General features: G+C 73.6%; 23 protein-coding genes. 13 read left to right on the top strand and 10 right to left on the bottom strand.

Going from position 1 to position 25,772, the window contains the following annotated elements; translation table 11 throughout:
* Positions 1–4: 4 nt before the first annotated feature.
* Complete coding sequence (locus ACI78V_RS13485) at positions 5–988, bottom strand: cyclase family protein (protein WP_456851498.1); 984 nt, start codon at positions 986–988, stop codon at positions 5–7.
* A gap of 87 nt (positions 989–1,075) precedes the next feature.
* Between ACI78V_RS13485 and ACI78V_RS13480 the strand changes: the two genes are divergently transcribed.
* The 3 genes from ACI78V_RS13480 to ACI78V_RS13470 all read left to right on the top strand — a co-directional run bounded on the left by ACI78V_RS13480 (position 1,076) and on the right by ACI78V_RS13470 (position 4,336).
* Entirely contained in the window at positions 1,076–1,996 is a 921-nt protein-coding gene (locus ACI78V_RS13480) for a LysR family transcriptional regulator (protein WP_456851496.1), read from the top strand.
* Positions 1,997–2,124: 128 nt separating this feature from the next.
* The gene (locus ACI78V_RS13475; RefSeq protein WP_456851494.1) at positions 2,125–3,378 is read left to right on the top strand and encodes an MFS transporter; all 1,254 of its coding nucleotides are present in this window, start codon (positions 2,125–2,127) and stop codon (positions 3,376–3,378) included.
* Positions 3,379–3,583: 205 nt separating this feature from the next.
* Positions 3,584–4,336 (top strand): glycerophosphodiester phosphodiesterase, encoded by a 753-nt coding sequence (locus ACI78V_RS13470; protein ID WP_456851493.1) that lies wholly within the window; start codon positions 3,584–3,586, stop codon positions 4,334–4,336.
* Positions 4,337–4,369: 33 nt separating this feature from the next.
* Here ACI78V_RS13470 and ACI78V_RS13465 read toward each other — a convergent pair whose 3' ends face one another.
* The 4 genes from ACI78V_RS13465 to ACI78V_RS13450 all read right to left on the bottom strand — a co-directional run bounded on the left by ACI78V_RS13465 (position 4,370) and on the right by ACI78V_RS13450 (position 9,378).
* The gene (locus ACI78V_RS13465; RefSeq protein ID WP_456851491.1) at positions 4,370–5,869 is read right to left on the bottom strand and encodes a flavin-containing monooxygenase; all 1,500 of its coding nucleotides are present in this window, start codon (positions 5,867–5,869) and stop codon (positions 4,370–4,372) included.
* Positions 5,870–5,895: 26 nt separating this feature from the next.
* Positions 5,896–6,711, bottom strand: a complete 816-nt coding sequence (locus ACI78V_RS13460; RefSeq protein WP_456851489.1) for an alpha/beta fold hydrolase — start codon at positions 6,709–6,711, stop codon at positions 5,896–5,898.
* A 409-nt stretch (positions 6,712–7,120) separates the two neighbouring features.
* Positions 7,121–7,753, bottom strand: a complete 633-nt coding sequence (locus ACI78V_RS13455) for a TVP38/TMEM64 family protein (RefSeq protein WP_456851487.1) — start codon at positions 7,751–7,753, stop codon at positions 7,121–7,123.
* Positions 7,693–9,378 carry a ribonuclease J gene (locus tag ACI78V_RS13450; protein ID WP_456851485.1) on the bottom strand — a complete coding sequence of 562 codons (1,686 nt, stop codon included), beginning with the start codon at positions 9,376–9,378 and terminating at the stop codon, positions 7,693–7,695. The genes ACI78V_RS13455 and ACI78V_RS13450 overlap by 61 nt, the downstream gene beginning before the upstream one ends.
* 69 nt (positions 9,379–9,447) lie before the next feature.
* On the opposite strand from ACI78V_RS13450, the gene ACI78V_RS13445 reads away from it, so the two are divergent.
* The 3 genes from ACI78V_RS13445 (at position 9,448) to ACI78V_RS13435 (ending at position 14,169) form a co-directional block, all read left to right on the top strand.
* A complete protein-coding gene (locus ACI78V_RS13445; protein WP_456851483.1) occupies positions 9,448–9,987 on the top strand; it encodes an N-acetyltransferase family protein in 540 nt (179 codons plus the stop codon).
* A 103-nt stretch (positions 9,988–10,090) separates the two neighbouring features.
* Entirely contained in the window at positions 10,091–13,333 is a 3,243-nt protein-coding gene (icmF, locus tag ACI78V_RS13440) for a fused isobutyryl-CoA mutase/GTPase IcmF (protein WP_456851481.1), read from the top strand.
* Entirely contained in the window at positions 13,333–14,169 is an 837-nt protein-coding gene (locus tag ACI78V_RS13435; RefSeq protein WP_456851479.1) for a helical backbone metal receptor, read from the top strand. Before icmF ends, ACI78V_RS13435 begins: the two co-directional genes overlap by 1 nt.
* An 8-nt stretch (positions 14,170–14,177) precedes the next feature.
* On the opposite strand, the gene ACI78V_RS13430 is transcribed toward ACI78V_RS13435, so the two are convergent.
* Positions 14,178–14,633 carry a MaoC family dehydratase gene (locus ACI78V_RS13430; protein ID WP_456851478.1) on the bottom strand — a complete coding sequence of 152 codons (456 nt, stop codon included), beginning with the start codon at positions 14,631–14,633 and terminating at the stop codon, positions 14,178–14,180.
* Between the two features lie 74 nt (positions 14,634–14,707).
* On the opposite strand from ACI78V_RS13430, the gene ACI78V_RS13425 reads away from it, so the two are divergent.
* From ACI78V_RS13425 to ACI78V_RS13415, 3 genes are all read left to right on the top strand, one after another.
* A complete protein-coding gene (locus ACI78V_RS13425; protein ID WP_456851476.1) occupies positions 14,708–15,862 on the top strand; it encodes a CaiB/BaiF CoA transferase family protein in 1,155 nt (384 codons plus the stop codon).
* 53 nt (positions 15,863–15,915) lie between these two features.
* Positions 15,916–16,680 (top strand): crotonase/enoyl-CoA hydratase family protein, encoded by a 765-nt coding sequence (locus ACI78V_RS13420; RefSeq protein ID WP_456851474.1) that lies wholly within the window; start codon positions 15,916–15,918, stop codon positions 16,678–16,680.
* A gap of 114 nt (positions 16,681–16,794) precedes the next feature.
* Positions 16,795–18,087 (top strand): MFS transporter, encoded by a 1,293-nt coding sequence (locus tag ACI78V_RS13415; RefSeq protein WP_456851473.1) that lies wholly within the window; start codon positions 16,795–16,797, stop codon positions 18,085–18,087.
* Between the two features lie 3 nt (positions 18,088–18,090).
* Here ACI78V_RS13415 and ACI78V_RS13410 read toward each other — a convergent pair whose 3' ends face one another.
* The 4 genes from ACI78V_RS13410 to ACI78V_RS13395 form a co-directional block, all read right to left on the bottom strand.
* Positions 18,091–18,465 (bottom strand): ester cyclase, encoded by a 375-nt coding sequence (locus ACI78V_RS13410; RefSeq protein ID WP_456851471.1) that lies wholly within the window; start codon positions 18,463–18,465, stop codon positions 18,091–18,093.
* Positions 18,466–18,508: 43 nt separating this feature from the next.
* On the bottom strand, positions 18,509–19,750 hold the full coding sequence (locus ACI78V_RS13405) for an acyl-CoA dehydrogenase family protein (RefSeq protein ID WP_456851469.1): 1,242 nt from the start codon (positions 19,748–19,750) through the stop codon (positions 18,509–18,511).
* A 72-nt stretch (positions 19,751–19,822) separates the two neighbouring features.
* Positions 19,823–20,653 (bottom strand): IclR family transcriptional regulator domain-containing protein, encoded by an 831-nt coding sequence (locus ACI78V_RS13400; protein WP_456851467.1) that lies wholly within the window; start codon positions 20,651–20,653, stop codon positions 19,823–19,825.
* A gap of 74 nt (positions 20,654–20,727) precedes the next feature.
* Entirely contained in the window at positions 20,728–22,215 is a 1,488-nt protein-coding gene (locus tag ACI78V_RS13395; RefSeq protein WP_456851465.1) for an amidohydrolase family protein, read from the bottom strand.
* 241 nt (positions 22,216–22,456) lie between these two features.
* Between ACI78V_RS13395 and ACI78V_RS13390 the strand changes: the two genes are divergently transcribed.
* The 4 genes from ACI78V_RS13390 to ACI78V_RS13375 are packed head-to-tail and all read left to right on the top strand — an operon-like array spanning position 22,457 to position 25,772.
* Positions 22,457–23,671, top strand: a complete 1,215-nt coding sequence (locus ACI78V_RS13390) for a CaiB/BaiF CoA transferase family protein (RefSeq protein WP_456851463.1) — start codon at positions 22,457–22,459, stop codon at positions 23,669–23,671.
* Positions 23,668–24,522, top strand: coding sequence for a citryl-CoA lyase (locus ACI78V_RS13385; RefSeq protein WP_456851462.1), 855 nt, complete (start codon positions 23,668–23,670; stop codon positions 24,520–24,522). The genes ACI78V_RS13390 and ACI78V_RS13385 overlap by 4 nt, the downstream gene beginning before the upstream one ends.
* On the top strand, positions 24,515–25,378 hold the full coding sequence (locus ACI78V_RS13380; RefSeq protein WP_456851460.1) for a DODA-type extradiol aromatic ring-opening family dioxygenase: 864 nt from the start codon (positions 24,515–24,517) through the stop codon (positions 25,376–25,378). The genes ACI78V_RS13385 and ACI78V_RS13380 overlap by 8 nt, the downstream gene beginning before the upstream one ends.
* Positions 25,379–25,412: 34 nt before the next feature.
* Entirely contained in the window at positions 25,413–25,772 is a 360-nt protein-coding gene (locus ACI78V_RS13375; RefSeq protein ID WP_456851458.1) for a hypothetical protein, read from the top strand.

The raw sequence follows: 25,772 nt of genomic DNA, 5'->3' as shown, positions 1-25,772 counted from the left end.
CTCCTCACTTGACGGCGATCGGGTTGACCGGGGCGCCGACGGCGCCGGTCACGGGCAGGGGAGCGGCGGTGAGGAAGAAGTCCCACCGGCCGTCGGCGGCGCAGTCGGCCGCGAGCGCGTCGAGGTCCCACATCTCGCCGATGAACAGGCCCATGTTCGGGATCGCGACCTGGTGCAGCGGCTGGAAGGCGACGTCGAACTCGTTGGGGCGCACCTCGAAGCCCCAGGTGTCGGTGGCGATCCCGGCGATCTCGGTGCCGTGCAGCCAGTCGGCGGTGGTGAAGCTCAGCCCCGGGGAGGCGCCCCCGGCGTAGTCGCCCCACCCCTCGCGGCGGGCCCGCGCGAGCCGGCCGGTGCGCACGAGCAGCAGGTCGCCGCGGCCCACCCGGGCGCTCCCGCCCTGGGCGGCGATCGTGGCGTCGAGGTGCTCCGCGGTGATCGCGAAGCCGTCGGGCAGCTCGCCGTCGGTGCCCAGCGCCCGGCCGACGTCGAGCAGCACGCCGCGGCCGGCGATCAGCGCGGCGACGGTCTCGATGCCGGTGACCTTGTCGCCGGCGCTGGTGACGACGTCGCCCGCGCGGCGGCCGTTGTAGGCCATGCCGTGGTCGAAGATGTGGCCGAGGCCGTCCCACTGGGTGGAGGCCTGCAGCGGCATGAAGACGACGTCGTCGGCGCCGCCGATGCCGTGCGGGAAGCCCTGGGTGCCGCGCTCGGCGTCCAGGCCGGTGTCGAGCATGGTGTGCACGGGGTTGGTGCGCCGCCGCCAGCCCTTCTGCGGGCCGTCCGTGTCGAAGGACTGCGCCAGTGAGAAGCTCGCCCCGCGGCGGACCAGCCGGGCGCCCTCGACCCGCTTGGCCTCGTCGAGGAAGTTCAGCGTGCCGAGGACGTCGTCGGCGCCCCAGCGGCCCCAGTTGGAGCAGCGCTTCGCGGCGGCGGCGATGGCGCCCTCGGGGTCGGTGCGGTCGAGGTCCGGGGTGGCGGCGGTCACGCCGTCCACGGTCCGGGGCGGCCGGGGTATCAGGGAAGACCGAATGGGTGATGCCGGTCATCAACGCGGTCTATACGCTGCCGAGCCGTGAACCTGGCCAACCTCGACCTCAACCTGCTGGTGTCGCTGGACGCGCTGCTCGACCAGCGCAGCGTCACGCGCGCGGCCCAGCAGCTCGGCCTCAGCCAGCCGGCGCTCTCGGCGTCCCTGGCGCGGCTGCGCCGGCACTTCGGCGACGAGCTCCTGTCGAGGGTCGGCAACACCTACCGGCTGACGCCGCTGGCCGCGCAGCTCAAGCCGCGGGTGCGGCTGGCCCTCGACGGCGTGGAGCGGGTGTTCAGCGCCCAGCCGGACTTCGACCCGGCCGAGTCGACCCGCGAGTTCTCCGTGCTGATCAGCGACTACGGCTGCGCCGTCCTCGGCGACACGCTGGCCCAGCTGCTGGAGGAGGAGGCGCCAGGGGCGCGGTTGCGGCTGGCGCACAACACCCCGGACGCGGTGGACCAAGCCCAGCAGACGCTGCTCAACACCGACCTGATGGTGCTGCCGCGCGGCTTCCTCGCGGACCTCCCGTATGCCGACCTGCACCGCGACCGGTGGGTGCTGGTCGTCTCCGCGGACAACGCCGACGTGGGGGAGTCGCTCACCGTCGAGCAGCTGCAGACCATGCCGTGGGTGGCCACGTACCACGGTCCGACGGCGTCCACCCCGGCCGCGCGGCAGATGCGGATGCTCGGCATCGAGCCGCGGGTCCAGGTGGTGACCGAGGGTTTCCTGACCGTGCCGGCCCTGGTGGCCGGCAGCGGCCGGATCGCGCTGCTGCAGGCGCGGCTGGTCGAGCTGCTGCCGCTGGACGCCGGCGTCCGGGCGCTGCCGCCTCCGTTCGACGTCGGGCCCCTGCTGGAGGCGATGTGGTGGCACCCGGTGTACGACCGGGACCCGGAGCACCAGTTCTTCCGCGGCCTGGTGGCGCGCGCGGCGCGGCAGGCCACCGACCCCGTGGGCTGACCGCACCGTCATCAGTGACGCTGATGCCCGGCATCAGCGATCGGTCGTTCCCTGATGCGCACCGTGGTCCGCACACTCCTCGCCCAGTGACGCCGGTCACGGGACCGGCGCCCGATCGAGGAGTGCCCGTGTCGGAACAGGTCACGACCCCTGCCCAGGTCGCCGCGGACCCACTGGCCGGTGAGATCGCCGTCGACCCCGCCACCGGTCGCCCGGCTGGCCGGCCGCAGGCCCTGGTCCTCCTGCTCTCCAGCTGCCTGGCGGTGCTGGGGGCGGTGCTGCTCGCGCCGGTCCTGCCCCGCATCCAGGACGCCTTCGCCGGCACACCCGGCGTGGAGACGCTGACGCCGATCGTGCTCACCGCGCCGGCGCTGGTGATCGGGCTGACCGCGATGGTGGCCGGCCGGATCGTCGACCGGGTGGGCCGCAAGCGGCTGCTCGTCGGTGCGCTGGTGGTCTACGCGTTCGCCGGCACCGCGCCGCTCTGGCTGGACAGCCTGCAGTTGATCGTCGCCAGTCGCGTCCTGGTCGGGCTGACCGAGGCGGCGATCATGACCTGCTGCACCACGCTGCTCGCGGACTACTTCCACGGCTCGCAGCGGGAGCGGTACTTCGGGCTGCAGGTCGTCTTCACGACGGTGGCCGCGACCGTCTTCTTCGGCCTCGGCGGTGCGCTGGGGGCGCAGCACTGGCGGACGCCGTTCTGGCTGTACGCCGTGAGCCTGCCGCTGGCCGTCCTCGCCGTGAGGTACGTGTGGCAGCCCGCTCCGCAGGCCGCCGCGCGCACCACCGCGCTGCCCCCGCTCCCGTGGCGGCAGCTGGCCGCGCCGGTGGGCGTCAGCCTGCTCGGTGGCCTCGTGTTCTACGTGCTGATCGTCGAGCTGTCGTTCGTCCTCGACGGCATCGGGGTCGAGTCGACCGGGACCATCGGCGCGGTCAGCGCGATCGGTTCCCTGGGCACGGCGGCCGGGGGCTTCCTGTTCGCCCGGGTCGCCCGCCTCGGTCCCGCGGTCACCGTGCCGGCGGCCTTCGCCCTGTCGGGGGTGGGGCTGGTCGGGCTGGGCCTCGCCGGCTCGGTGCCGGTGGTGGTGGTGTTCGCCGTGGTCACCGGTTTCGGCAACGGGCTGCTCCTGCCCGGGCTGCTCAGCTGGGCGCTCGGCTCGCTGGGCTTCGAGCAGCGCGGCCGCGGCACCGGCGTCTGGACCTCGGCCATGTTCATCGGCCAGTTCGTCTGCCCGCTGCTGGTGCTCGGTCTGAGTGACGCGATCAGCGGCCTGGACTCGGCGCTCATGGCCCTCGGCGTGGTGGCGGTCGCGGCTGCGGCCGGCGTCCGGCTCGCCCGGCCGGTCGGCAGCTCCGAGCCGGTGACCGCCGCGCACTGATCGCGGCGGACCCCGTCCGGCCGGCTGTCCCTGGGGGGCGGCCGGCCGGACGCGCCGCGGGCCCGTCCCCTCGTCGGCGGGTCGACCTCGCGGCCGGGCGAGGTGTCGACACGTCCACCGGCTCGGGGCTGAGCTTCACGGGGCGGACACCGGCGGCTCGTGTCGCCGTCACGGGCCCGCCGTCCGGCGTCGACAGCGTGCGGGCATGCGCGTCATCGGCCATCGCGGCACGCCCACCTGCTCCCTCCACCCCGAGAACACCCTCACCGCCGTCCGGGCCGCCCTGGAGGCCGGCGCCGACGGGGTCGAGGTCGACGTCCGGAGCACCGCGGACGGCGTGCTCGTCCTCTCCCACGACCGCGACCTCGGGCGGGTGCTCGGCGCGGGCCCCGACTCCGGGCCCGTGGTCGCGCAGACGTCGTCGGCCGAGCTGCTCGACGTCGAGCTGCCCGGCGGCACCGTCGTCCCGACCCTGGGCGCGGTGCTGGACCTCGCCGCGGTGTACGGGGCGCACGTCCTCACCGAGGTGAAGCCCGAGGCCGGTGGTCCGGAGGCGTGGCGGACGGCGAACCTGCTGGCCGCCCACCTGATCGACCGCCGGCGGCGGCTGCCCCGAGCCGACCGCGTCACGACCACGTCGTTCGACCTGACCACCGCCGCGTCGCTGTCCGGGTGCGGCACCGTCTCCGGCGCCCTCATCGTCGCGCCCGGGCTCGACCCCGACCGGGCCGCCCGCCGGGCCCGTGAGCGCGGGCTGACCGACGTCCACCTCGCACCCGCCCACGTGCGGGCCGACCGCGCGGTGGTGGCTCGCGTCCGCGCGCTCGGCCTGCTCGTCGGGGTCGGCGTGCTGGACGACCCCGACGAGGCGGCCGAGCTGGCGGCGCAGGGCGTCGACATGGTCTGCACCGACGACCCGGCGGGGCTGGTGCGCGCCCTGACGCCGGCCGCTGCCTGAGCGGGAGCCGGTGGCGCGTCCCCGCCCGGGGCCTCAGACCCCGGCGGGGACCAGTTCGTAGTCGGCGACGTCGAGCTCGGCGGTGCGCTTGCGGTAGTCCTCGACGCTGCCGGACCAGTTGTTCGTGATGCGGCCGTCGGGCGTCTTGTACCAGCTGTTGCACGGCCCGGCGAAGGACGTGCCGCGCAGCTCGTCCTGCAGCTGCGCGTTGTAGTGCTCGAGGACCTCCGGCCGCAGGTCCAGGGCGGCGCGCTTCTCCTTGCTGGTCTGCACCGCCCGCAGGACGTAGTCGAACTGGCACTCGAGCATCGCGATGATCGAGTTGTGGCCCAGGTTGGTGTTGGGCCCGTAGAGGATGAACATGTTCGGGAACCCCGACACCGTCATCCCGAGGTAGGCCTCGGGACCCTCCCGCCAGGCGTCGCGGAGGGAGACGCCGTCGCCGCGGCGCTGCGGCCAGCTCTTGGGGGAGCGGCCGACGACGTCGACGTGGCCGACGAAGGACAGCGTCTCGAAGCCGGTGGCGTAGACGATCACGTCCATCTCGTGCAGCCGGCCGTCGGCGGTCCGCACCCCCGCCGCCTCGATCCGCTCGATCCGTTCGGTCACCAGGTCGACGTTGTCGCGCATGAGCGCCGGGTAGAAGGTGTCGGCGATCAGCAGCCGCTTGCAGCCGATGGGGTACTTCGGCCACAGCTTCTCGCGCAGCTCGGGGTCGGGGACCTGGGACTCCAGGTGCTCCCGGGCGATCCGGGTGAACTCCTGGGCCACCGGGTTGTCCTCGAGCTTCATCGCCCCGATCCAGCTCTCGTGCTCCCAGTAGTACCCGTCGCGGCTCTCCCGCAGCTTCGACGGCTCCTCGAGGAACATCCGCCGCTCCTCCTCGGTGTAGGGCCGGTCCAGCCGCGGGACGCAGTAGTTCGGCGTCCGCTGGAACACCGTCAGGTGCCCGGCCACCTCGGCGACCTCGGGGATGAACTGGACGGCGCTGGCGCCGTTGCCGATGCTCGCGACCCGCTTGCCCCGCAGGTCGACGTCGTGCCGCCACCGCGCCGAGTGCCAGGACTCACCCTCGAAGTGCTCGCGGCCCTCGATGCCCTTGAAGCTCGGCCGGTTCAGCTGGCCCCACGCCGCCACGAACGCCCGCGCCCGGATCTGCTCACCGGTGAGGGTGGTGATCACCCACTGCCCGGTCTCCTCGCTCCACACGGCCTCGGTGATCTCGGCGCCCAGCCGGATGTGGTGGTTGAGGCCCCGCCGCGCCACCAGCCGCTCGATGTTGGCCTGGATCTCCGGCTGCATCGCGAAGACGCGGCTCCAGTCCGGCTGCTCGTCGAAGGAGAACCAGTACAGGTGCGACTGGACGTCGCAGCTGGCCCCGGGGTAGCTGTTGTCCCGCCACGTGCCGCCGACGCGGTCCTCCTTCTCCAGGATGACGAAGGACTCCTCGCCGGCCATCTTCAGCTTCATGCCCATCCCGAGCCCGGCCAGGCCGGCTCCCAGGATGGCGACCTCGTACACCTCGGTGTCCATGGATCCCCCTCGTCGTCGGTGCGTGCTCAGCGCTGGATCGGGTGTTCGCTCAGGAAGTCGGTGACGATGCGCAGCAGGTCGTCGGGGCGCTCGATGTGCATGCCGTGGCTGGAGCCCGGGCCGGTGACCAGCTCGTAGCGGGCCCCGGGGATCCGGTCGGCCACCGCCTTGGACTGCCACGGCGGGGTCAGCAGGTCCTGCTCGCCGACGACCACCAGCGTCGGGGCGGTGATGTCGCCCAGCCGGTCCAGCGTGTCGTGGGCGAGGTCGGCGTCCCACTGCTCGGTGGTCACCGCCATCTGCGCCTCGTCCTGCGGGAAGGCGGGCAGCATCGGCTCGAGCAGTTGCAGGAAGTCCGGCCGGTCCAGGATCTGCGGGGAGAAGGCCAGCCCCGCGGCCCCCAGCGCGGCCTCCATGTCCCGGGTCGCGTACGGGTGGCGCAGCGCGGTGAAGACCGACCGCTGGAAGCCGTCGCAGCGACCCCAGGTGGCGTAGAGCACCGCGGAGGCCACCTGCTGCGGGACCGCCAGCGCCATCTCCTGGGCCACGGCGGAGCCGAGCGACCACCCCATCACGTGGGCCCTGGGCACCTCCAGCGCCTCCAGGAGGGCGGCGGCGTCGTCGGCCATGGACGCCGCGGTGATCGCGCCCTCGCCGCGCTCGCTGCCGCCGAGGCCGCGGTTGTCGAAGGCGATGACCCGGAACCGCTCGGCCAGGCGGGGGACCACCTGGCCCCACAGCCCGATGGACCCGGAGGTCCCCATCACCAGCAGGAGTGGGTCGCCGTCCCCGGTGGACTCGTAGTTCAGACGGACACCGGTGCGGACGGCCTGCTGCGGCATGACACTCCTCGGTCGGGCTCCACGGTCGTCGTGACGGTGTCAGGACGTGACGCACGTCACGGGAGCCCGAGCATGGCACGGGGGAGGGTGACGACAACAGCCCGCCCGGACGACGTCCGGACGGGCTGTTGTCTGGTCCTGGGGTCAGGCGGCGCGCTGCACCTGCCGGATCCCCACGGCCGCGGCGACCCAGCGCATCTCCATGTGCCGACGCCCCGAGGCGTCGACCACGGACACCCACCGACACTGGGGACAGTTCTCGGTTCGCATCGCAGCCACCTCTCGTTCACCTGTTGTTCACCTTCTCGTCAGGTGGGGCCGGATCACACCTTCGCGGGCGGATCGTGACCGATCCGTGACCTCGGAGGTGGGCGGTCCCGGCGAGGAGGCGAGCGGCTCCGTCGATCTGCTACAGCCAGCCCAGCACGGAGGCGCCGATGCCGACGTGCAGCACCGAACCGGGCACCACGCCGACGGCGGTCCCCAGGGCGTGTGGCAGCCAGCGCACGCTGGACAGCCCCGCCGCGTAGCTCACCACCCAGAACGGCACGGGGCTGATCCGCGCGGTCAGCACGGCGAGGAACCCTCGGTCGCGCAGCAGCCGGTCCGCGCGGGACAGCCACCGCCCGGTCAGGCGGGCGACGGCGTCACGGCCCAGTCGCCGGCTGAGCGCGAAGCCGGCCAGCCCCCCGAGCAGCCCGGCGGCCACCGCGACGGCGAGCCCGGCGGGGAACCCGGCCGCGGCACCGAGCAGCACCGACAGCGCCGTCCGCGGGACCGGGGTGCACAGCGCCAGCGCCACCCCCAGGACGAGCGCGCACCACCCGCCCGGCCCGGTGTCGTGCAGCCAGGCGCGCAGCGCCGGGACGCCGGGCCGGTCCACTGTCAGCGCCAGGACGACGGCGCCGGCCAGCAGCAGGCCGAGGACGACGACCCGCGACCGCCAGGCCGGCGCGGGCGTGTCCGCCGGCGGTCCGGGGCTCAGGCGTCGACGACGATCGGGATGACCATCGGGCTGCGGCGGTAGGTCTTGTTCGCCCACGACCCGACGGCCCGGGCGATGAGCTGCTCCAGCTGCAGCGACCCGCCCACGCCCTCCTCGGCCGCCCTCGCCAGCGCCTTCTCGATCACCGGGATCGCCGTCTCGAACGTCGCCTCGTCGTGCACGAAGCCGCGGGCGAGGAAGTCCGGCTCCTCGGCCAGGGCCCCGGTGTCGGCGTCGACGATCGCCACCACGGTGATGACGCCCTCCTGGGCCAGTGTGCGGCGGTCGCGCAGGTGCGCCTCGGTCGCCTCGCCGACGGTCGTCCCGTCGACGTAGACGTTGCCCGCGGGGACCTTGCCGGTGATCCGCACCCTGCCGTCGAGGAGGTCGACGACGACGCCGTCCTCGGCGATGACGACCCCGCGCGGGTGCACGCCGGTGCGGATCGCGATGTCGGCGTTGGCCCTGAGGTGCCGCCACTCGCCGTGCACCGGCATGACGTTGCGCGGGCGGACGACGTTGTAGCAGTAGGCGAGCTCGCCGGCGCTGGCGTGCCCGGAGACGTGCACCTTGGCGTTGCCCTTGTGGACGACGTTCGCGCCCCACCGGGTCAGCTCGTTGATCACCCGGTAGACGGCGTTCTCGTTGCCGGGGATGAGCGAGCTGGCCAGCAGCACGGTGTCGCCGTCGGTGATCCGGATGACGTGGTCGCGGTTGGCCATGCGGGAGAGCGCGGCCATGGGCTCGCCCTGGGAGCCGGTGCAGATCAGGCACACCCGGTCCGCGGGGAGCTTCTCCAGCTCCTTCATGTCCACCAGCAGGCCGGGCGGCACGGTGAGGTAGCCCAGGTCGCGGGCGATGCCCATGTTGCGGACCATCGAGCGGCCGACGAACGCGACCTTGCGCCCGTGCGCGGCGGCGACGTCGAGGATCTGCTGGATGCGGTGCACGTGGCTGGCGAAGCTGGACACGATGACCCGCTTCGGGGCGGTGCGGAACACCGTCTCGATCGCCGGCACGAGCTCGCCCTCGGAGGTGGTGAACCCCGGCACCTCGGCGTTGGTGGAGTCGGTGAGGAAGAGGTCGACGCCCTCCTCGCCGAGCCGGGCGAAGGCGCGCAGGTCGGTGATCCGCCGGTCCAGCGGGAACTGGTCCATCTTGAAGTCGCCGGTGTGCAGCACCATCCCGGCCGGGGTGCGGATCGCGACGGCCAGTGCGTCGGGGATGGAGTGGTTGACCGCCACGAACTCGCAGTCGAAGGGGCCGAAGGACAGCTCGTCGCCCTCGCGCACCTGGCGGGTCACCGGCCGGATGCGGTGCTCCCTGAGCTTGGCGTCGACGAACGCCAGCGTCAGCTTGGAGCCGACCAGCGGGATGTCCTGCCGCTCGCGCAGCAGGTAGGGGACGCCGCCGATGTGGTCCTCGTGTCCGTGGGTGAGCACGATCGCCACGACGTCGTCGAGCCGGTCCCGGATGGAGGTGAAGTCCGGGAGGATGACGTCGACCCCGGGCTGGTGCTCCTCGGGGAACAGGACCCCGCAGTCGACGACCAGCAGCTTCCCGGCGAACTCGAAGACCGTCATGTTCCGGCCGATCTCCCCGAGGCCGCCGAGGGCGACCACCCGCAGGCCGCCGGCCGGGAGCGGCGGTGGCGTGCGGAGTTCGGGGTGTGCGTGACTCATGCCGCTAACGCTACGGCGGTGGGCCGGGGCGGCTGCGCCGACCGGCCGGGACCCCGGTTGGATGGCCGGGTGGGCACGGGGTGGCGGGTCAGGGACGCGACCCCGGAGGACGCCGCCGGCTGCGCGGAGCTCTACACCCCCTACGTCCGCGACACGGTCATCTCCTTCGAGACCGAGCCGCCGACGGCCGCGGAGATGGCCGCGCGGATCACGGCGGCCCTGGCCACGCACGCCTGGGTGGTGCTCGAGGACGACGAGCGGGTGGCCGGCTACGCCTACGGCGGGCCGTTCATGGCCCGGGCCGCCTACCGCTGGTCGGTGTCGGTCAGCGTCTACACCGAGCGGGGACGCCGCCGCCCCGGGGCCGGCCGGGCGCTGTACACCGCGCTGTTCGACCGGCTGGCCGCCCGGGGCTACCGGATGGCCCTCGCCGGCATCGTGCTGCCCAACGACGCCAGCACCGGTCTGCACCGGGCGCTGGGGTTCGAGCCGGTCGGCACCTACCGCCGGGTCGGCTGGAAGCACGGCCGCTGGCACGACGTGGTCTGGTGCCAGCGCCCCCTGGGCGACGCGGCGGACGACGACGCACCGCCGGGACCGCCCGTCTGACCCGGCCCGCGGGGAGCGTGGACAGCACCGGTCGGCGGAGAGATACTAGGACGTCCAACTAATTCGGCGCGGCGGTGCTCGCGACCGGAGACCAGGGAGTGGCATGTCCGCCTCGGCGCCCGATCTGCACGTCCCCGTCCACCCGGTGCGGTTCGTGACCGCGGCGAGCCTGTTCGACGGGCACGACGCGGCGATCAACGTGATGCGACGGTTGCTGCAGGCCCAGGGGGCGGAGGTGGTGCACCTCGGGCACGACCGCAGCGTCGATGCGGTGGTGCGGGCCGCCCTGGAGGAGGACGTCCAGGGCGTGGCGATCTCCTCGTACCAGGGCGGGCACGTCGAGTACTTCAGCTACCTGGTGGAGCGGCTGGCCCAGGCGGGTGCGGGGCACGTGCAGGTCTTCGGCGGCGGCGGGGGCGTGATCGTGCCCGAGGAGATCGCCCTGCTGCGCGAGCGCGGGGTGACGATCTTCTCGCCGGAGGACGGCCAGCGCCTGGGCCTGCCGGGGATGGTCAACGAGTTGATCCGCGCCTGTGACGTCGACCTGACCGGCTCCGGGCCCGACGTCGACGCGCTCCTGACCGGCGACCCGGCGGCGCTGGCGCGGGCGATCACCGTGCTGGAGGCCGGCCGCGGCCCGGAGCTGGCCGCCCGGCTGCGGGAGGCGGCCGCGGCGCGCACGGTGCCGGTCCTGGGGATCACCGGCACCGGGGGGTCGGGGAAGTCCTCGCTGACCGACGAGCTGCTGCGCCGGCTGCGGACCGACCAGGAGGACAAGCTGCGGGTCGCCGTCCTGGCGATCGACCCCACGCGGCGCCGCGGCGGCGGTGCGCTGCTCGGCGACCGGATCCGGATGAACGCCCTGGAGACCGGGGAGGGGTCGCACACCTTCTTCCGGTCGCTGGCCACCCGGTCCGCGGGCGCGGAGACCCCGGAGCACCTCGACGACGTGCTGTGCGCGGTGAAGGCCGCCGGGTTCGACCTGGTGGTCGTGGAGACGCCGGGCATCGGCCAGGGCGACGCCGGCATCGTGCCGTTCTCCGACGTGTCGCTGTACGTGATGACGCCGGAGTTCGGCGCCGCCTCGCAGCTGGAGAAGATCGACATGCTCGACTTCGCCGACGTCGTGGCGGTCAACAAGTACGAGCGCCGCGGCGCCGAGGACGCCCGCCGCGACGTCGCCCGCCAGATGCTGCGCAACCGCGAGGCGTTCGGGCAGGCCTGGGAGGAGATGCCGGTCTTCGGCACCAGCGCCGCCCGGTTCAACGACGACGGGGTGACCGCGCTCTACCAGCACCTGCTCGGCCTGCTGGCGGACGAGGGGCTGCCGGTGGGGTCCGGCGTCCTCCCGCGGGTCGACGTCAAGGCGTCGTCCGGGCTCTCGTCGGTGGTGCCGTCGTCCCGGTCGCGCTACCTGGCCGAGATCGCCGAGGCGGTGCGCGGCCACCACGCCGTCACCGAGGTGCAGGCCGGGATCGTGCGGCGGCGGCAGCACCTCACCACCGCCGCCGACGTGCTGGACGGGGACGCCGCCGAGGCCGCCCGGGCCGCCGTGGCGGCCGCCGACCGGGAGCTGCTGCCCGAGGTGCGCACCCTGCTGGAGGAGTGGCCGGCCCGGGTCGAGGACTACTCCGGCGACGAGTACGTCTACACCGTCCGCGGGAAGGAGATCCGCACCCCGCTGACGCGGGAGACGCTGTCGGGCACGAAGGTGCGCCGGGTGTCCCTGCCCCGGACGACCGACGAGGCCGACCTGCTGCGCTTCCTGCGGCGGGAGAACCTGCCCGGCTTCTACCCGTTCACCGCCGGGGTGTTCCCGTTCAAGCGGGCCGGCGAGGCGCCGGCCCGGATGTTCGCCGGCGAGGGTGACGCGTTCCGCACCAACCGCCGCTTCAAGCTGCTGAGCGCCGGCAGCGAGGCCACCCGGCTGTCGACGGCGTTCGACTCGGTCACCCTCTACGGGCGCGACCCCGACCCGCGCCCGGACGTCTACGGCAAGGTCGGCACCTCCGGGGTCTCGATCGCCACGCTCGACGACATGCAGGTCCTCTACTCCGGCTTCGACCTGTGCAGCCCGACCACCTCGGTGTCGATGACCATCAACGGCCCGGCGCCGGCGATCCTGGCGATGTTCCTCAACACCGCCATCGACCAGCGGCTGGACGCCTTCCGCGCCGAGGAGGGCCGCGAGCCCGACGCCGCCGAGGCCGAGGAGATCCGCGCCTGGGTGCTGGCCAACGTCCGCGGCACGGTGCAGGCCGACATCCTCAAGGAGGACCAGGGCCAGAACACCTGCATCTTCTCCACCGAGTTCGCGCTGCGCTGCATGGCCGACATCCAGCAGTGGTTCATCGACCACCGGGTGCGCAACTTCTACTCGGTGTCGATCTCCGGCTACCACATCGCCGAGGCCGGGGCGAACCCGATCAGCCAGCTGGCCTTCACGCTCGCCAACGGCTTCACCTACGTGGAGTCCTACCTGGCGCGCGGCATGTCGATCGACGACTTCGCGCCCAACCTGAGCTTCTTCTTCTCCAACGGCATGGACGCCGAGTACTCGGTGATCGGCCGGGTGGCCCGCCGCATCTGGGCGGTCGCCATGAAGGAGAGGTACGGCGCGGAGGAGCGGTCGCAGAAGCTCAAGTACCACGTGCAGACCTCGGGCCGGTCCCTGCACGCGCAGGAGATGGACTTCAACGACATCCGCACCACGCTGCAGGCGCTCTGTGCGATCTACGACAACGCCAACAGCCTGCACACCAACGCCTACGACGAGGCCGTGACCACGCCCTCCGAGCACTCGGTGCGCCGCGCGCTGGCGATCCAGATGATCATCGACAAGGAGTGGGGGCTGGCCGGCAACGAGAACCCGCTGCAGGGCTCTTCCGTCATCGAGGAGCTCACCGACCTGGTCGAGGAGGCGGTGCTCGCCGAGTTCGACCGCATCGCCGAGCGCGGCGGCGTGCTGGGCGCCATGGAGACCGGCTACCAGCGCGGCAGGATCCAGGACGAGTCGATGCTCTACGAGCACCGCAAGCACGACGGCACCCTGCCGATCGTCGGCGTCAACACCTTCCTCGACCCGCACCGCGACCAGACCCCGCCCAAGCCGCTGGAGCTGGCCCGCGCCACCGAGGCGGAGAAGCAGTCCCAGCTGCAGCGGCTGGCGGACTTCCACGCCCGCCACGCCGACGAGGCCCCGGCGGCGCTCGCCCGGCTGCAGCAGGCCGCGACCGAGGGCGGCAACGTCTTCGCCGAGCTGATGTCCGCCGTCCGGGTCTGCTCGCTCGGGCAGATCTCCGAGGCGTTCTTCGAGGTGGGCGGCCAGTACCGGCGCAACGTGTGATGGAGGACCCCGCCGCCCCCCGCCGCTCGCTCCGCTCGCGGCGGGACCCTGCAGCAGGGCCGTTCCCGCACGTCACCACCGATGACCTCGGGACGGACGTCGAGCTGCCGGCGCCGCCGCGGCGGGTGGTCTCGCTGGTGCCCTCGCTCACCGAGGCGCTGGCGGCCACCGTCCCGGAGCGGCTCGTCGGCGCCACCGACTGGTGCACGCACCCCGCCGGCCTCGACGTGGCACGGGTGCGGGGCACCAAGAACCCCGACCGGGCCGCGATCGAGGCGCTGGCGCCCGACCTCGTGGTCGCCAACCGCGAGGAGAACCGACGGCTGGACGTCGACCGGCTGCGCGCGTCGGGCGTCCCGGTGTGGGTCACCGTCATCGAGTCGGTCGACCAGGCGCTGGCCTCGATGCGGCGCCTGTTCGCCGAGGTGCTCGACGTCGGCGAGCCGGGCTGGCTGACCGAGGCGGCCGACGTGTGGGCCCGGCCGGCGCCGGAGCGCGGGGTGCGCGTCGCCGTCCCCGTCTGGCGGGACCCGTGGATGGTCGTCGGCGCGCGCACCTTCACCGGTGACGTCCTCACCCGGCTCGGCCTGGTCAACGTGTTCGCCGAGTCTGACGACCGCTACCCGAGGGTGACGGTGGAGCAGATCGCCGCGGCCGGCCCGGACGTCGTCGTGCTCCCCGACGAGCCCTACGTGTTCAGCGCCGACGACGGCCCCGAGGCGTTCCCCGGCACCCGTACCGCGCTGGTGTCCGGCCGGGACCTCACCTGGTACGGCCCCTCGCTGGGGCCCGCGCGCCGCCGGCTGCTCGAGGCGATCGGGCAGCGCCCCCGCTGAGGTCGGGCTCAGGCGGCCGGGCGGGCGCGGATCAGGTTCATCGCGACCATGCTCAGGGCGACGACGCCGTCCTGGTTGCGCAGCTCGATGCGGGTGCGCACCAGGCCGCGGTCGGGCTTGGAGCGCGACAGCCGGGCCTCCTCCACGGTGACCCGCAGGGTCAGCTCGTCGCCGGGCCGGACCGGCGCGGTCCAGCGCAGCTCGTCGACGCCGGGGGAGCCGAGGCTGGAGACGGGGGAGAGGTACTCGTCGGCGAACAGCCGCATCATGAGCGCGCAGCTGTGCCACCCGCTGGCGATCAGCCCGCCGAACGGCCCGGCCGCGGCGGCCTCGGCGTCGACGTGGAACGGCTGCGGGTCGAAACGCCGGCCGAAGTCGACGATGTCGTCCTCCTCCACCTGCAGCCGACCGAACTCGGCGGTCGTCCCGGGCACGTAGTCCTCGAACCAGCGCTCGTCGCTCACCGGCCGAACGTAGGGCACCGGTACCCCTCCCGCGTGCCGGGTGGGCGGGGTCCCGCATTGCTAGCGTGACCGGCGTGCCGTCCGCCTCCGGCCCCCTCGCGGGCATCCGCGTCGTCGAACTGGCCGGCCTGGGCCCCGCCCCCTACGCCTGCATGCTGCTGGCCGAGCTCGGCGCCGACGTGGTGCGGGTCGACCGCCCCGGCGGTGGCACGCGACTGGTGTCCCCGGCCAAGGAGGCGCTGCACCGCAGCCGCCCCTCGATCGCCGTCGACCTGAAGACCCCCGGCGGCCGCGACGTGGTCCTGCGGCTGGTCGAGTCCGCTGACGTGCTCGTGGAGGGCCTGCGACCGGGCGTCACCGAGCGGCTGGGCCTGGGCCCCGACGACTGTTCCGCCCGCAACCCCCGGCTGGTCTACGCGCGGATGACCGGCTGGGGCCAGGACGGCCCGCTCGCCGCCCGCGCCGGGCACGACATCAACTACCTCGGCCTCACCGGCGCCCTGCACGCGATCGGGACGGCGGACAAGCCCGTCGTCCCGCTCAACATCGGCGCCGACTTCGGCGGCGGGGCGATGTTCCTGGTCGTCGGCGTCCTCGCCGCCCTGCTGGAGCGGGGCGGCAGCGGGCAGGGCCAGGTCGTCGACGCGGCGATGGTCGACGGCGCCAGCTCCCTGGTCACCATGGTCTACGGGATGCTCGGCGCCGGGCTGTGGCAGGACCGCCGCGCGGCCAACCTCCTCGACGGCGGCGCCCCGTTCTACGACACCTACGCCTGCGCCGACGGCCGGCACGTCGCCGTCGGCGCGATCGAGCCGCAGTTCTACGCACAGTTCCTCGCCGGCCTCGGGCTGACCGGCGACCTGCCCGGCGGCCAGCACGACGTCGACCGCTGGCCCGAGCAGCGGCAGATGATCGCCGAGGTCCTCGCCACCCGCACCCGCGACGAGTGGACGACGGTCTTCGAGGGCACCGACGCCTGCGTCACCCCGGTGCTCGGGCTGACCGAGGCGCCGACCCACCCGCACCTGGCCGCCCGCGGCACCTTCGCCGACACCCACGGGCACCCCCAGCCGGCCCCGGCGCCGCGCTTCTCACGCACACCCGGCGCGGTGCGTGGCGCTCCCCGCGCCCCCGGGCAGGACACCCGGACGGCGCTGCGGGCGTGGGGCGTCCCGACCGACGAGGTGGACCGGCTGCTGGAGTCCGGCGCCGTCGTCCAGGCCGACTGAACCGGCCTCCCCAGGGCCGCGACACGCAGACGAGAACTCCCGGAGGAGGCCCGGTGGCGGACGAGGTACTGGTCGAGCGGCGCGACGGCGTCCAGGTCATCACGATCAACCGGCCGGAGGCGAAGAACGCGCTCACCCGGGCGGTGGCCGAGGCCGTGGCGGCCGCGGTCGACGAGCTCGACGCCTCCGACGAGCTGCGCGTGGGCGTCCTCACCGGCGCCGGCGGCAGCTTCTCCGCGGGCATGGACCTCAAGGCGTTCCTGCGCGGGGAGACCCCGGCCATCGAGGGCCGCGGGCTGTGCGGCATCACGCAGACCCCGCCGCGCAAGCCGTTCATCGCCGCCGTCGAGGGGTGGGCCCTGGCCGGCGGGTTCGAGCTGGTGCTCGCCTGCGACCTCGTGGTCGCCGCGGAGGACGCGCGCTTCGGCGTCCCGGAGGTCAGGCGCGCCCTGGTCGCCGCCGCCGGTGGCGCGCTGCTGCTGCCGCGGCGGGTCCCGGCCAACGTGGCGATGGAGATGTTGCTGACCGGCGACCCGCTGTCCGCTCGGCGCGCCGCCGAGGTGGGCCTGGTCAACCGACTGACACCCACCGGCGGCGCGCTCGACGGCGCCCTCGAGCTGGCCGCCGGCATCGCCGCCAACGGGCCCCTGGCGCTGGCCGTGACCAAGCAGATCGCGCGCAGCAGCGCCGACTGGACGACGGCGGAGGGGTGGGCCCGGCAGGCCGAGCTCCTGGAGCCGGTGTTCACCAGCGAGGACGCCCGCGAGGGGGCCACCGCCTTCGCCGAGAAACGTGCACCGGTGTGGCGGGGGCGTTGACCGGGCACCGGCGCGCGGACGTCGTCCTCGTGCCGGAAACGCCGTCGGTCCGGCTGCCGCCGCGGTGGTAGACCGGCAGGGTGCAGGCCGAGGGCCTGCCGGATCGAGGAGGACATGAGCGCGGAGACCACGCCGGACCCGGGGATCGCCACCGCGCAGCCGGCGGCCCCGCAGGCCCTGGGGGCGCTGGCGATCCTGCGCATCGGCGGCTTCCTCGTCCTCTACCTCAACGCCGCCGCGGTGTTCCTCGGCGTCATGGGGCAGGCCATCGCCCGCAGCTGGCTGGCCTTCGAGCTGACCGGCTCCAACGCCGCCCTCGGCGGGGTGCTGCTGTCCTTCGGCATCGCCCTGCTGATCGCCACCCCCTGGGGCGGGGTGGCCGCCGACCGGCTGCCCAAGCGGCTGGTGCTGCAGCTGTCGGTGCTGATCCTGGCCGCGTCGAGCGCGTGGATCGGCCTGGCCGTCGTCTTCGACGTCATCGAGTACTGGATGCTGCTCGGTGCCGGCGTCCTCCAGGCGGTCGGGTTCGCGCTGTTCAACCCCGCGCGGATGGCGTTCCTGTCCGAGCTGGTGCCGCGCGGGTCGGTGCCGCAGGCGGTGTCGCTGCTGCTGGTCAACGCCGAGGTGAACCGGGTGGTCGGCCCGGCGCTGGCCGGCGTGGTGGTGGGCGCGGTCGCCTGGGGCACCGAGGCGGTCTTCCTCGCCAGCGCCGGGCTGGCCACCGTCGGGGTGCTGCTCACCGGCGCGCTGCCGCCGGGACGCCGGCGCGGGGAGCCGTCCGACCGCTCGCCGCTCGGGGAGCTGGCCGACGGCGTCCGCTACGTGCGGCGCCATCCCGAGCTGTCCGCGCTGACCTGGTGCGGCATCGGCGTCACGATGTGCGGGATGCCCTACCTGGCGTTCATGCCGACCATCTCCAGCGACCTGTTCGGGCTGGGCTCGGTCGGCTACGGCGTGCTCTCGGCGATGTCGGCGGTCGGCGGGGTCACCGCCGGTCTGCTGCTCGGGCGGCGCTCGTCGCGGGCGCGGGAGGACCGCGTGTTCGCCGGCTCCGGGGCGCTGTTCGGCGTGGCCATCTGCGGGTTGGCCGTCACGCCGAACGCCGGCGTCGCGGTCGCCGTCCTGCTGGTGATCGGCGGGTCGATGCTGGCCTTCCAGACCACCAACCAGGCCCAGCTGATCGCGCTGTCGGACATGGAGTACCACGGCCGCGTGCAGTCGCTGATCATGCTGAGCTTCGGCGCCTTCGGCATCGCCGCGCTGCCGCTGGGCCTGCTCGCCGACGTCATCGGCCTGCGCTGGACGCTGACCGGGATGGGTGTCGGCGTCCTGCTGTTCGTGCTGCTCTACGTGCTGGTCAGCCGGCGCCGCGTGGGCCGTGCCCGGCGGCTGCGCGACCTGGGCTGACGCTCAGCGCCAGTCGACCCCCGGCAGCGTCGCGCTCCAGGATTCCACGATCCGGCCGTCGGCCACCCGGTGCACCACCAGCCAGGTGACCACCGAGGTGTCCCCGGTGTCGAGGTTCACCCCGGTGGTCGTGGCGCGGGTCCACACGCGGTCGCCGGCGGTGACCTGGTCGTCGACGGTCGTGGCCGGGTCGTGCAGCAGCTGCCAGGAGTGGGCGACCTCGCGCTTGAACTCCGCGCGGCTCAGCGACCGGGTGCCGGCGGAGGAGTGCCGGACGTAGGGCTCGCCGATCAGCTCGTCGATGACGCCGAGCTCGCGCCGGTTCCACAACCCGTCCCAGTACCGCCGCACGATCCCGGTCACCACCTGCTGCTCCACGAGCGGGGATCGTAGAGGCCCCGTCCCGGGCCCCGCGCCGAGCTCAGTCGACGACCACCCGGCCGGGGGGCAGCAGGGGCTCGCGCTTGAGCTCGGCGCGGGCGATCGAGCGCAGGTGCACCTCGTCGGGGCCGTCGAACAGCCGCATCGCCCGGTGCCAGGCGTACATGGCCGCCAGCGGGGTCACGTCGGTCATGCCGGCACCGCCGTGCACCTGGATGGCCCGGTCGATGACGCGGGTGGCGGCCCGGGGCACGGCGACCTTCGCCATCGCCACGAGGTCCTTCGCCGCCTTGTTCCCCTCGGTGTCGATCACCTGGCAGGCGCGGTGGCACAGCAGCCGGGCCTGCTCGATCTCCAGCCGGGACTCCGCGATCGACTGCTGGACGACGCCCTGGTCGGCCAGTGGCCCGCCGAACGCCACCCGCTCCTGCGCCCGCGCCGTCAGCAGGGCCAGCGCCCGCTCGGCCGCGCCGAGGGCGCGCATGCAGTGGTGGATCCGGCCGGGGCCCAGCCGCGCCTGGGCGGCGGCGAACCCGCCGCCCTCCTCGCCGACGACGTTGGCCACCGGCACCCGGACGTCCTGGAAGCGCACCTGGGCGTGCCCGTGCTGGTCGTGGTGCCCCATGACGGGGTAGTCGCGGACGACGGTCACGCCGGGGGTCTCCCGCGGCACGATCACCATCGTCTGCTGCCGGTGCGTCGGCGCCGACGGGTCGGTCTTGCCCATGAGGATGAACAGGGCGCAGCGCGGGTCCATCGCGCCGCTGGTCCACCACTTGCGGCCGTTGATCACGTACTCGTCGCCGTCCCGCTCGATGCGGGTGCCGATGTTGGTGGCGTCGCTGCTGGCGACGTCGGGCTCGGTCATGGCGAACGCCGAGCGGATCTCCCCCTGCAGCAGCGGCTCCAGCCACTGCTTCTTCTGCTCGTCGGTGCCGAGCAGGTGCAGCAGCTCCATGTTGCCCGTGTCGGGGGCCGCGGAGTTGATCGCCTCCGGGGCGAGGTCCAGGCTCCACCCCGACAGCTCGGCGATCGGGGCGTACTCCAGCTGGGTGAGCCCCGACTCCGCGGGGAGGAACAGGTTCCACAGCCCCCGCTCCCGCGCCTCCTGCTTGAGCCGCTCGACCACCGCCGGCACCTCGTGGCCATCGGGGCCGGCCTCGCGGCGGGCGGCCAGGTACTCCGCCTCGGCCGGCAGCACCTGCTCGCGCATGAACGCGACCATCCGGTCGTAGAGGTCGCGGGCGCGGGCGGAGGGCGGGGACAGCTCGTTGTGCGACATGGCATCTCCTGTCGGACCGGCGGTGGGCTCCACCCCGACCGTAGGGACTCCCGCTCCCGCCCGCGCGCGGGGTCACGCGCTCGCGGTGCCGCCCCCGTTCGCCGCCGGGACGTCGCGGTGCGGGCGCGACTGCCAGACCGCCCATTCCGCGCTGACGTCGCCCGCGGTCCGCAGCAGCCGCGGCAGGTGCTCGCCGAGCAGGCGCGCCGTCGAGGTCTCCGCGGCGTGCACGGTGACGTTCATGGCCGCCCTCACCGCGCCCGAGGCGTCGCGGACGGGGACGGCCACCGACCGGACCCCGGGGGCGAGCTCCTCGTCGGCCAGTGCCCAGCCGCGCGCCCGGACGTCGACCAGCTCCTCCCGCAGCCGCTCGGGGGTGCGGCCGATGTGGGTCGGCAGCCCCGAGCGGCTGGGCAGGGCCAGCGTCTGCTCGAGTTCGTCGGGGGAGAGGGCGGCGAGCAGCACCTTGCCCTGCGAGGTCTGCACCGCCGGGAAGCGCGTGCCGATCTCCACCCGCAGTGCGATCAGCTTGGGCACCGACACCCGCGCCACGTAGACGACGTCGGAGCCGTCGAGCTGCGTCATGGACGACGACTCGCCGGTGCTGGCCACCAGCGCCTCCAGGTGCGGCCGGGCGACGTCCCACAACCCCAGCGCCCCGACGTAGGCCATGCCGAGGGTGAGCACCCTCGGCGTCAGCTGGAAGGCGTTGCCCGCCGACCGGACGAAGCCGAGCTCCTCCAGCGTGAGCAGCAGCCGGCGCGCGGTCGGGCGGGCCAGTCCCGCGGCCGCGGCGACCTCCGAGAGCGTCATGCTCCGGCGGTCGGCGTCGAAGCAGGCCAGCACGTCCAGCCCGCGTGCCAGCGCCTCGACGAAGTCCGGTCCGGTCCCGCGACCCGCCATGGTGGTCCCCCTCGCTCCGTCGGCGGTGCCCGCGGGGAGGGCCGGGGTGCCCGGCCCTCCCCGCGGCGCTGGGCTCAGCGCCCGAGGACGCGGTCCTCGCCGCCGGCCCGCTTCGACTCGTCCTTGAAGTCGGTGTACTGGTACGGGTTGTCGAGGATCTCGGCCTCCGCGGCGGGCTCGTCGGGGAACATCCCCGCCTGCCACGCCTCCTCGCCGATCTCCGCGCGCAGGTACTCGATCGTGTTCTCGATCTCGCGGCGCACCGGCGCCAGGTCGATGCCGACCAGCTCCCCGTCGTACTTCACGACCCGGCCGTCGACGATGACCGTGTGCACGTCCCCCCGCTGGGCCTGGAAGACGACGTGGCCCAGCGGGTTGAGCAGCGGGAAGGACACCGGGGAGGAGTCGTTCTTGACCAGCACGACGTCGGCCTTCTTGCCGACCTCGAGGCTGCCCAGGTCGGCGTCCCGGCCGATCGTGTGCGCGCCGCCCCGGGTGGTCCACTCCACCACCTGCCGGGCGCGCAGCCGCAGGTGGGTGATCGTCTCGCCCTGCAGGTGCGCGGTGAGGTGCTCGGCCATGCGGTCGGCGTTGAGCGTGGCGCGCATCGCCGAGAACATGTCGCCGCTCCACCACACGCTGGTGTCCATCGACAGCGACACCGGGATGCCGTACTGCAGCACCTGCTCGGTGGGCGCGTGTCCCTGCCCGGCGCTGCACTCGGACTCGGTGGCCACCGAGATCGACCCGCCGGTCGCCGCGATGCGCTGGTAGGAGTCCCGGGTCAGCGTCGACGCGTGCACGTACGTCGTCTCCGGCGTCATGAACCCGTTGTCGTGCATCTGCTGGATGCCGGTGTCGCTGGTGGCGCCCCAGACGCCGGCGTGCGTGGTCACCGGGAGGCCGAGGTCGCGGGCCACCTCGAAGGCGGCCCGCTCCGGGAACGCCGGGTCCCCGGTGACGTCGAAGGCGATCTGCACGCCCATCATGTCGTCCCGGGCGTCCCGCAGCCGCTCCAGGAACGACCGGACGGCCGGGTCGGCGGTCCACTCCCAGGGGCCGGCCTGGATGTTGCCGTAGGCGAGGACGAACCGGCCGGGCACCGACCGCAGGGCGTCCAGCGCGGCCTCGGCGTGGTCGACGGACTGCAGGTTGTGCGACCAGTCGACGGTCGTGGTGACGCCGGCGTCCAGGGACTCGATGGCCGCCAGCCGGTTGCCGGCGGCGATGTCCTCGGGGCGGAACTTCTTGCCGTGCTCGAGGTAGTACCAGACGAAGTACTGGGTGAGGGTCCAGTCGGCGCCGTAGCCGCGCATGGCGGTCTGCCACATGTGCCGGTGCGTGTCGATCATCCCCGGCATGACGATCCCGCCCGACGCGTCGATCTCCTGGGTGCCCTCGGGCACCTCCAGGCGCGGGCCGACGGCGGCGATCCGGTCGTCGACGACCAGCACGTCGGCGCCGGGGAGCACGGTGCAGGCGTCGTCCATGGTCAGCACGGTGCCGCCGCGCAACACCGCGGGGCGTCCGGGCTGCGGGACCGGGCCGTCGGAACGGGTCATCGTCTCCTCCTCGAGACAGGCGACCGACTGCGGACTTGCGTCCGTATACCGGTCAGGACGTCGGATCGAGCCACCCTCGCGCCGGGTTCGCGACGCTGTCAAGCAGAGTGGGCGCCGCGGGCGCCCCGGGGACGGTCACCGGCGGTCGCTTGACAGTGGGGTGCGCCGCGCGAAGGATCGGGACGCGGTGTGCGGACCGTCGTCCGTATGCCGGTCGCAGGCTAGGAGAGGGGCTCGACCGATGACCGCACACGCGCTCCCGCCGGGCGCGACGCCGGCGAGGGGGCCGCTCTCGGGCCTCCTGGTCGCCGACTTCTCGCGCGTGCTCGCCGGCCCCTACGCCACCATGCTGCTCGCCGACCTCGGCGCCGAGGTGGTCAAGGTGGAGAGCCCGGCCGGCGACGACACCCGCAGCTGGACCCCGCCGGTCCGCGACGGGGTCTCCACCTACTACCTCGGCGTCAACCGCAACAAGCGCTCCATCGCCCTGGACCTCAAGGACGCCGAGGACGTGGCCGCCGCCCGCGAGCTGGCCCGCCGCGCCGACGTGCTGATCGAGAACTTCAAGCCCGGCGGCCTGGCCCGCTTCGGCCTGGACTACGAGGCCGTCGCCGAGAGCAACCCCGGCATCGTCTACGCCTCGATCAGCGGCTTCGGCAGTGGTCCGCAGGGCCGGTCGCTGCCGGGCTACGACCTCATCGTCCAGGCCATCTCCGGCCTCATGAGCCTGACCGGTGACCCCGACGGCGAGCCCTACCGCGCCGGCATCTCGGTCTTCGACGTCATGGCCGGGCTGCACGCCACCATCGGCGTCCTCAGCGCGCTCAACGTCCGGCACGAGACCGGCCGCGGTCAGCACGTCGAGGTGAACCTGCTGGCGTCGGCGCTGTCGGGCCTGGTCAACCACTCCAGCGCCTACGTCGCCGGTGGCGTCGTCCCCTTCCGCATGGGCAACAGCCACCCGAGCCTGTTCCCGTACGAGCCGCTGCCCTGCTCGGACGGCGACCTGATCATCACCGCCGGCAACAGCGGGCAGTTCCGCAAGCTCGTCGAGGTGCTCGGCGTGCCGGAGCTCGCCGACGACCCGCGCTTCCTCCGCAACGAGGACCGCACCGCCAACCGCGACCAGCTGCGGCCGCTGCTGGTCGAGCGGCTGCGCACGCGGACCAAGCAGGAGTGGTTCCGCGACATCATCGCCGCAGGGGTGCCCTGCGGGCCGATCAACACCGTCGACCAGGGGGTGGCCTTCGCCGAGGAGGTCGGCCTCGACCCGGTGGTCACCGTGGGGGAGGGGGACGCCGCGGTGCCGTCGGTGCGCAACCCGATCCGGTTCTCCTCCACCCCGGCCGACTACCGCCTGCCCCCGCCGCGCCTGGACGAGCACGGTGCCGAGATCCGCGAGTGGCTGGCCGCGCCGGCCGCCCGCACCACCGACGGGCAGGAGGGGACGGCGTGAGCGACGAGGGCCGACCGGTGTACGAGACCGCGCTCGGCGCCTCCAGCCTGGAGAGCATCACCCTGCTCGGCTCCGACCTCGCCCGCGACGTGATGGGTGAGGTGGGCTTCGGCGAGCTGGCCTTCTGGCTGGCCACCCAGCGGCGGCCGTCGAAGGGGGAGACCCGCGTCTTCGAGGCCGTGCTGGCCGCGCTCGCCGACCACGGCTTCACCCCGACCGCGATCGTCACCCGGCTGACGTACCTCTCGGCGCCGGACTCGGTGCAGGGTGCGCTCGCCGCGGGCCTGCTCGGTGGCGGCTCCCGGTTCCTGGGCGTCACCGAGGACTGCGGCCGCTTCCTGCACGACGTCCTCACCTCCGTCTCCGCCGGGGACCCCACCCGCGCCCTGCCCACCGACGACGCCGGGTGGGACGCCCTCGCGCTGGAGACGGTGACCGCGCAGCGGGCGGCCCGGCGGTTCGTGCCGGGGCTGGGGCACCACGTGCACAAGCAGGGCGACCCGCGCACCCCGCGGCTGTTCGAGATCGCGGCGGAGGAGGGGCTCTACGGCCCGCACCTGTCGCTGTTCGCCGCGATCGGCCGGGTGCACCCCCAGGTGCTGGGCAAGCGGTTGCCGCTCAACGGCGCCGGCGTCTGCGGGGCGGCGCTGGCCGACCTCGGGCTGCCGCTGGAGCTGCTGCGCGGGTTCGCGCTGCTGGCGCGCACCGCGGGGCTGATCGGTCAGCTGGCCGAGGAGCTCCGGCACCCCGTCGGCAACGACATCTTCCTGTCGGTGGACCTCAACAACCGGTCCGTCGCCCCTGACCCGTACACCCCCGACATCGACGCCAACGGAGGTCGTCGTGGCTGAAGTCGCCGCGGTCATCGCGTCCACGCACCACCCGTTCTACTACCGCGCCAGCACGGCGACCGGCGAGGACCGGCCACCGTTCGCCGACGAGTGGGTCGCCAAGATCGAGCGGTTCCGCGAGACGCTCACCCGCGCCGAGCCCGACGTGCTGGTGATGGTGGGCAGCGACCACTTCCACCAGCTGTGGCTGGACAACATGCCCCAGTTCCTCGTGGGGAAGGCGCCGTTCTTCGACGCGAACTTCTACAACGAGGAGCGCGAGTTCGGCCTGCCCCGCATGACGCTGAAGGGCGAGGAGGAGCTGGCCGCGCACATCCTGCGCGACGGCCTCGACCGCGACTTCGACCTGGCGTTCAGCAACGAGCTGCGGATCGACCACAGCATCACCTGCCCGATCATCACGCTGCGGCCGCAGGCCGACCTGCCGATCGTGCCGGTCTACACCAACATCTTCGCCCCGCCGCTGCCGCAGCCGAAGCGGTTCGTGCAACTGGGCCGCGCCATCCGCGAGATGGTCGAGTCCTGGGAGAGCGACAAGCGGGTCGCCATCATCGGCACCGGCCACCTGTCGCTGGAGCTCGGGGGTCCGCGCCAGTTCGGCGAGCACGGCCCCGACCCGGAGTTCGACCGCAGGGCCGTCGAGTGGATCGCCAGCGGCGACATCGAGGGCTGCCTGGCCGAGGTGTCGCTGGAGTCCCTGCACCGACCGGGCAACGCCACCCACGGCTTCATGGACTTCATGCTGATGATGGGCGTCGCCGGCGAGGGCCAGAAGGCCGACCACGTCGACACCCTCGACCTGTTCCACACGATGGAGGCCTACTTCACCTGGTACCCCGACGGGGCGCCGGCGTGACCCTGCGGACGGCGACCAGGACGGAGACCCAGGCGTGAGCAAGTACCTGCTCGACAAGTTCCTCTACACCGTCGACCGCGACCCCGAGCTGGTCGAGCGGTACCGGGAGGACCCGGCCGGCACGGTCCGGTGGTGGGAGGCCGAGATGGCCGGCAGGATCCTCAACTGCACCGACGACGAGCGGACGACGTGGCTGTCGTTCACCGACGAGGAGCGGAAGGCGCTGCGGGAGCACGACCACGTCACGCTGTTCCGGATGGGCGCCCACCCGTTCCTGACGCTGACGCTGTTCATCGCGATGTTCGAGCGCGACCACGGCCCGCTGGAGTACCAGAAGGCCTACGGGAAGGCGATGGAGCACATCTCCATGCCCTACCCGGACATCACCACCTGA

The sequence above is a fragment of the Geodermatophilus sp. SYSU D00742 genome, from assembly GCF_054049935.1.
Note: the sequence above shows the minus strand (reverse complement) of the source record. Positions and strands in the feature narration are given on the sequence as shown.